Raw genomic sequence first — 6,064 nt, 5'->3', positions numbered from 1 at the left:
GGAATCCTTTTTGTCAACACAACCTAACAACGAAGATGCGAGAGATGCGGCAATGCAAGTAAAGATGTGCTTGGCGCGTAGAGCGAAGGCTGAGTTTTCCATCAGTGACGTGTCTACCTTAGACTTGCGAACACCTAACCATCCCTGATCTTTGCATTCCTTTCAAGACTCTGCTTCGTCCGGCTGTGGCAGGACGTGCATAGCGCCTGCCAGTTGTTCCAGTTCCAGAACAGCGCCTGATCGCCCCTGTGGGGCTTGATGTGGTCAACAAGGGTCGCATCGGCCCCACACGTCGCGCAGCAGGAATGAAGGCGCAAGAACTCGGCCCGTGCCTTCTCCCATTCCCTTGTATAGCCGCGTTGGCGGCTGTTCGGCCGGGTGCGGTCATATCGGCGCTTGCGTTCGCGCTGCCGCTCGACCTGGCAAGCGCAGAGGGTGCCATGCGCGACGATGCGGCCGCATGAGCAGAGACGAGGTGGCTTAGGCACCGTGGCGGGCTTTCAGGGCACGCAACCCTTGACGGTCAAAGTTCGGGTCAAGATCCACGTTGTTCTCGTCGTGCAGTTGCTCCAGAAGCTTGGGCGTATAACTGGTCGAGCCGGGGTTGCCGCTGATGGTCTGGGCGCCGGAGGCGCCCTCGGTCAAGGATGCGCCGGGCGTGGTTTTAACCATACGGTCGATATGGGCGAGGAAAGCAGCCTCGACTCGCCAGGCGAGGCATTCCAGACCTCGGCGGGCGTCCAGCCAAGCCAGCCGGTGCCGAACCGGAACAGTTCGCCCAGGTAGTCGCGCATCGTGACAAGCTTGGCGCTGGCGCCCTGTGTCGATGCGGTGCCTGAGTCCTGGGGCAGGAACGCGGCAAAGATCGACAGGCAAGCTGCCTGCGCCTCGGCCATGAAGGGCGCGAGGGGTTTGTGAGCGGCGGCGGCCAAGAGAGAAACCGCCGCCGCTCTGTCCGTGGCGCTTGCGAGCAGCACGTCACGGATGGAGGTATAGGATTGCCCCATGACGCCCTCCACGGTGGCATTGAAGCCACCAGGAAGCGCATCCAGGTCGATGGCAGCCCGCAGGGACGCCCGCAGCACCACGACATGACCGTGATGCTCCAGGATCGTCTCATAAGCAGGCTGCACCGGCGCCATGCTTAGGCAGCAGCCATGCGCAGTTTACGGAACACGTCGGGCCGCACCACCGCAGCGCCGACGCGCTTGCGGGCGTGGAATCGGACCATGCCATTCGTCGCCTGCGTGTAAGGATCTTCCTTCATGGCAAGCTCCACGCGATCATAGATCCGATAACCGGCCTTGAAGTCACCGAACATCACCGGGAAGGCGTTGGAGGCGATGTCGGGCATGTCCTTCATCTCGACCACCGGACGGCCGAGGATGGTTTCGGGCTGGCCGGCCTGGTAGCTGGGCTGCCACAGATAGTTGCCCTGCCCATCCTTCAGCAGGCGAACAGCGGCAAGCGTGGTGCCGTTCATGACCCAGGTGCCACGGTTCCGATAGGTCGCGGGCATGGCATACATGAGCCGGATCAGCGCATCGGCCGACAGGTTGGTGGCGTGGCCGTTCAGCGTATGTGCCACGGTCGCCTCCTGCATGAAGCCTTGCGGTTCGACGGCGGTGGAGCCGTTCACGAAAGCCAGGCCCTCCTTGGCGCCGAAGTCCTCTACCAGCGCAAGCTCGACCTCGGACAGCACGTTGGCGCTGTCCTCGATCATCCATTGCGACAGATCGACAAAGGTGTTGATCTCCTTGATGTCGATTTCCATCTCGCCGAAGGCCGGCTCGCTGGCGGTGCGGGCGGCGGTTTCACCGCGCCATGCTGCGTTGGTGATGCCGGTGCGCTTGGGCACCACGATCTTGTGCGAGCCAGCCGGACGCACATCGGCGATGGAGCGGACCGGCGAGAATTCGACCAGGTTGCGGATGAACTCGTTGGTGAATTCCTCGGGCGCCAGCACATAGCCAGGCGCATCGTTCGCGACGGTCAGCGCCTTGCGGTCGATGCCACCACCTTGCAGGAATGTGGTGAAGGCCTTCTTCTCGACATTCTCGCCATGCGCGATAGCCGGGGTGCCGAGGAAGCCTTTCGCCTCCAGCTTGTCGAGCCGTTCGACAACGCGATTGAAGGCTTTCAGATCGACCTGGGGCTGATCGTTGGCCGGCGGCTGGGTTTTGACCTCTTGGGCCTGTTCTTCTTTCTCCACGCTTGAATTCTCCTTGATCGTGGGGGCGGATTTCAGGGTGCGAACGGTCGCCCCCGGATTGCAGGGCGCCTTGACGACGCTGATTTCGCGCAGCGACAATTCGGTGATCTCTCGACCTTTCTGGTATCGCTTCGCTGATTTCGTGACGAAGGCGATGGATAGCCCGCCGATCTCGCCAGCGCGGATCTGGTCGGCCACCTCGCGGGCGCGGGGCACATCGTGGATTAGCAGCTTGCCCTTGACGTGCAGTCCCTCGTCGGTCTCGGTGATCTCGGACCATATGCCGATAGTCTGGGCGGCATCATGCTCGGCCAGCATAGGCAGGCTGGCCGGGCGGTCGAAGGCGCCCTTGGTGATCGTGTCGCCCTCCAGATCCACCGTGCCGAACGGCCAGGCAATGCCGGTGATCTCGCCCGTTTCAGCGACGGAGAGGCTAGCCTTCGTCTCTATGCGCTCGAAGGTGTCAGGCATCGGCCTTCACCTCGTCGGCACCCAGCCACCGGGCGGTGATCACGTCCAGCGCGAGCGGCAGGATTTCGGAGATCGGGCGATCTTTGGCATAGGCGTTGACCAGCCGGTCGGCTTCCTCGGGGCTGGTGCCGCCGCCGATCAGGCCAAGGCGCAGGATCTCGGACAGGTCGCCCAGGTGAAACTGGTTCGCCATCAGGCGCTGGAACAAGACGCCGATACCGGCGCCGGTCTTGGCCTCCAGTTCGATCAGCATGGGATCGGTCAGGGTGAAAGGGCGTTCCTTGTCGCCGAAAAAGGCGTTGATGCCGATCATGCGTCGGCCTTAACCGGCAGGCCGATCATGGCGCGCAGTTCGTCGGCGGTCAGAATGCCGGCATTGACCAATGCCAGGGCGATTTCCAGCGCCGCCAGCATTTCCAGCGGGCTTTGCGTGGTGTCATTCATCGGGGTTTTCCTCTTGGGGTTTCGATGCCGGTGCGGTCGTGCCGCCCGAAGTGGTGAAGGGATTGGCAAGCTCATCGCCGCCAGGCAGTGGCGGCTTATTCAGCGCGTGGCGAACATCGTTCGCGGTCCAAGCGCCCATGGCGCGAAGCTGCGAGAATGCTGTGGTCCTCGCAGCAAGATCTGCACCTGCCAGACCATCCACCACTTCCTCGATCACATAGTCCTTGCGGTCCTCCAGATTGACCAGGCACCGAGTATAGGCAGCAGCCCACGCAGCGAACCAAGGCCGCAGGGTGCTGTCGATGAAGTCGCGGCGGGACTGTTCGTAATTGCTCCAGGTGGCCCGGCTCGTCTCGAAAAGGATGGCCGGCGGGACGCCGAAGGCTCGGGCGATCTCGCGGATCTGTTCGCGCCGGACCTCGGAAAATTCCGCGTCGGCCAGCTTCAATGCGATCTCCTGAAACTCCATGCCTTCGTCGAGGATGGCGGTTTTACCCGCCTGTTCGCCGCTGTGGGTATTGAACCAGGATGTGGAGATCTTCTTGATCGTCTCGTCTTCCAGCTTGTTCGGGTGCTTGATCACGCCCGAAGGGCGCCCGCCATTGCGATAGAAACCTGCCAGATGGCTTTCGGCGGCAGCGCATAGCGCGATGGCCTCGCGGGCGTGCTGAATCGGGGAAACGCCGCCGGGACAAGAAACATGCAGAACGTCTTGCGGCCCGTGGACAGTCTCATTCTTGCCGTCGAGCCTGATAAAATAGGTCGGCTCGCCATAGACATCATACTTCACCTTCACCAGCGAAGGCGCGATGCGGGCCAGGAAGATCGGCTTACCCTCGCTGTTGCGACGGACCAGGGCATAACCATGACCGAACAGCAGCGCGTCGGTCGTCACTTGCTCGCGTAGCGCCTCGGCGGATTTGAAATCGGACGCCCAGTCATGCACCAAGACATAGGCCGGATGATCCTTCGCGGCCCCGCGCGGATCGTCATGGTAGATCTTGAAGGGGATTGTCGCGATCTCGCCGGCGATCTTCGTCACCGCAAGGCGGACAGCAGGCACCCGCATGGCACCATGCGGGCTAATCTGAACACCGGACGCGGACGGGATGCCACCGAATAGCTGATGCGCCTCGGGATCGGTCAGGCGGAAAGATTTCTTCTCGGTGGTTTCGCCTTGGCCGAACACTCGGCCAAGGCGGGATAGAAAACTCATTACCAGATACTCGCAATAACTGTGGTAATAAATTACCACATGCAAGAATCTGCTTGCAAGCCTAAATGAGAGCTATTCTCAAGTAGCTTTTAGATCGTAATCAGGTAGTGCGTCGATCACACGGGCCTTGGCGGTGAGGCTGACGGTCCCATATCCATCCGACATGTCCTTATCTGAATGCCCCTGAATGGCGTTCACAATCCGCATATCTAGCCCCAGGTCACGCGCTTGCGTTTTCAGCCGGTGCCGCCAAGCGTGGTTGGGTTGCAGCCCTTGGGGAACAAGCTCTTTCTCATGGAGCCAAGCCGCCAAGCGCTCGGATTGCCGTTGTGCCGAACGGGCCGATTTCGCCGGATCGGTCGAGGAATTGAACAACGGGCCGGTCTTGGCAGCTTTCACATGGTCGAGGAAACCCAACGCGACAATCTGCTGATGGATGGGCACATCTCGGAAGTCGCCCACCTTCACCGTGCCGGCATCGGGGCTTATCCGCATCACCCAGCGGTCGCCCTCCTGGAAAACATCGGCCTTCCGCAGTTGCAGGATCTCGCTGATCCTCGCACCGGAGAACGCGCACAAGATGGGTGCCCATCGCTTAGCCGCGATGGTGGTTTCATGTTCACGGATATGGCCGAAGGGATCGGGCGTCGGCTGATAGGCGAGCGATGCTTTCAGAATAGCAATTGCCTCCTTGTCAGAATACCCTGGATCACGGCTGCGCTGGCGCTTGGGCTTCGCCTGCTTGACGTTCTCGGCAACATTCTCGGACAAGCGGTCATTCTCAACAGCCCAAGCCCATAGGGTCCGAATGGTCGAAAGATAGATGCCCGCAACGGTCTTTGCGCTGATCCTGTTCAAGAGATCGTCGCGCCAGGACATAAGGTCTTTGCGCGTTACCTTGCGGGCGTCGCTATGTCCGAGAAATTTTCGCAAGCTCTCGATCACAGGGCGCTGACGCCGACCGCCGTCCTTCATGAATCCTGCCGTGGTGCGGGCTTTCACATAGTCATTCCAGAGTTTCGCAAGGCTCACCGGCTCGGGTTCGCCCTCGGGCAGCTTGGCGTTGACCAGCAGGGGCGTAGAGGGCCGGCCGGTAAAGTCGCCCTCGTCGCGCTCCACGACGCGCGCCAGAGCCTCTAGCTCGGCGCTACAGAGGGCGCGGGCGATGGTGCGCCATTCGTCCGAACCGGGCGCAGCGTCGAGGTTCCCAGCAGCCCGGAAACGCTCGATCCGCGCTTCCATGAGGTCGGCCAGTTCCTGATCGGACAGCCTGCCGGCCACGCCCGCCCGCAGTTGCTCAACAAAGCCGTCATCAATCCCGATGGTTGAGACAACAGCGTATGACGGGCTGTTGCGCATCTGGTCGTCAAACGCGAGACGTTGCTGGTAGTGCGAAAGCGCGATCTGATCCGGGGCGAGGGGATAGCGCGCTGGGGCGGCGGGGCTGTTGGCCGGTGCCGCCTTCCGCTCCGCCTGGGCGATCTGGTGCTGTAGATGCGCCACCGCGCCCGGCAGCAGCTTCATTGCGGTCCTGCGATCCGGCCCAAGGGGTGCCCGCAGTTCGGTCTTGCCGACAATGGGTCGAAGGTCTTTCGGCACCACCAGCCGCGCGAAGAATCTGCCGGATCGGTTCAAGAGGTATCGTTGTGCGCCAGCCATGGCAGGGTCCGTTTTGTAACATACTTTGTAACAGTAGAACGGACTAAGCCCAGCAAAACAAG

8 protein-coding genes are annotated in these 6,064 nt (G+C 61.5%); all 8 read right to left on the bottom strand.

Annotated features, from left to right (window positions below; translation table 11 throughout):
• Positions 1–134 precede the first annotated feature (134 nt).
• From PARACOCCUSGL_RS21560 to PARACOCCUSGL_RS0114695, 8 genes are read right to left on the bottom strand one after another with little or no spacing between them, the layout of a single operon-like run.
• On the bottom strand, positions 135–488 hold the full coding sequence (locus PARACOCCUSGL_RS21560) for an HNH endonuclease (RefSeq protein ID WP_010398071.1): 354 nt from the start codon (positions 486–488) through the stop codon (positions 135–137).
• Positions 481–645, bottom strand: coding sequence for a hypothetical protein (locus tag PARACOCCUSGL_RS22060; protein WP_010398069.1), 165 nt, complete (start codon positions 643–645; stop codon positions 481–483). Before PARACOCCUSGL_RS22060 ends, PARACOCCUSGL_RS21560 begins: the two co-directional genes overlap by 8 nt.
• A complete protein-coding gene (locus tag PARACOCCUSGL_RS0114720; protein WP_158004476.1) occupies positions 642–1,133 on the bottom strand; it encodes a phage tail assembly chaperone in 492 nt (163 codons plus the stop codon). The genes PARACOCCUSGL_RS22060 and PARACOCCUSGL_RS0114720 overlap by 4 nt, the downstream gene beginning before the upstream one ends.
• A gap of 11 nt (positions 1,134–1,144) precedes the next feature.
• Positions 1,145–2,683, bottom strand: coding sequence for a phage major capsid protein (locus PARACOCCUSGL_RS0114715; protein WP_010398065.1), 1,539 nt, complete (start codon positions 2,681–2,683; stop codon positions 1,145–1,147).
• The gene (locus PARACOCCUSGL_RS0114710) at positions 2,676–2,996 is read right to left on the bottom strand and encodes a gene transfer agent family protein (protein ID WP_010398064.1); all 321 of its coding nucleotides are present in this window, start codon (positions 2,994–2,996) and stop codon (positions 2,676–2,678) included. Before PARACOCCUSGL_RS0114710 ends, PARACOCCUSGL_RS0114715 begins: the two co-directional genes overlap by 8 nt.
• A complete protein-coding gene (locus PARACOCCUSGL_RS22625) occupies positions 2,993–3,127 on the bottom strand; it encodes a hypothetical protein (protein WP_010398060.1) in 135 nt (44 codons plus the stop codon). The genes PARACOCCUSGL_RS0114710 and PARACOCCUSGL_RS22625 overlap by 4 nt, the downstream gene beginning before the upstream one ends.
• On the bottom strand, positions 3,120–4,382 hold the full coding sequence (locus PARACOCCUSGL_RS0114700; protein ID WP_138918361.1) for a phage portal protein: 1,263 nt from the start codon (positions 4,380–4,382) through the stop codon (positions 3,120–3,122). Before PARACOCCUSGL_RS0114700 ends, PARACOCCUSGL_RS22625 begins: the two co-directional genes overlap by 8 nt.
• Before the next feature lie 39 nt (positions 4,383–4,421).
• Entirely contained in the window at positions 4,422–6,002 is a 1,581-nt protein-coding gene (locus tag PARACOCCUSGL_RS0114695) for a DUF6538 domain-containing protein (RefSeq protein ID WP_138918360.1), read from the bottom strand.
• Between the last annotated feature and the right edge of the window lie 62 nt (positions 6,003–6,064).

This window comes from Paracoccus sp. TRP, assembly GCF_000185925.1.
Taxonomy (GTDB): Bacteria; Pseudomonadota; Alphaproteobacteria; order Rhodobacterales; family Rhodobacteraceae; genus Paracoccus; species Paracoccus kondratievae.
The sequence above is the reverse complement of the archived record's forward strand: the minus strand, read 5'-3'. Positions and strand labels throughout refer to the sequence as shown.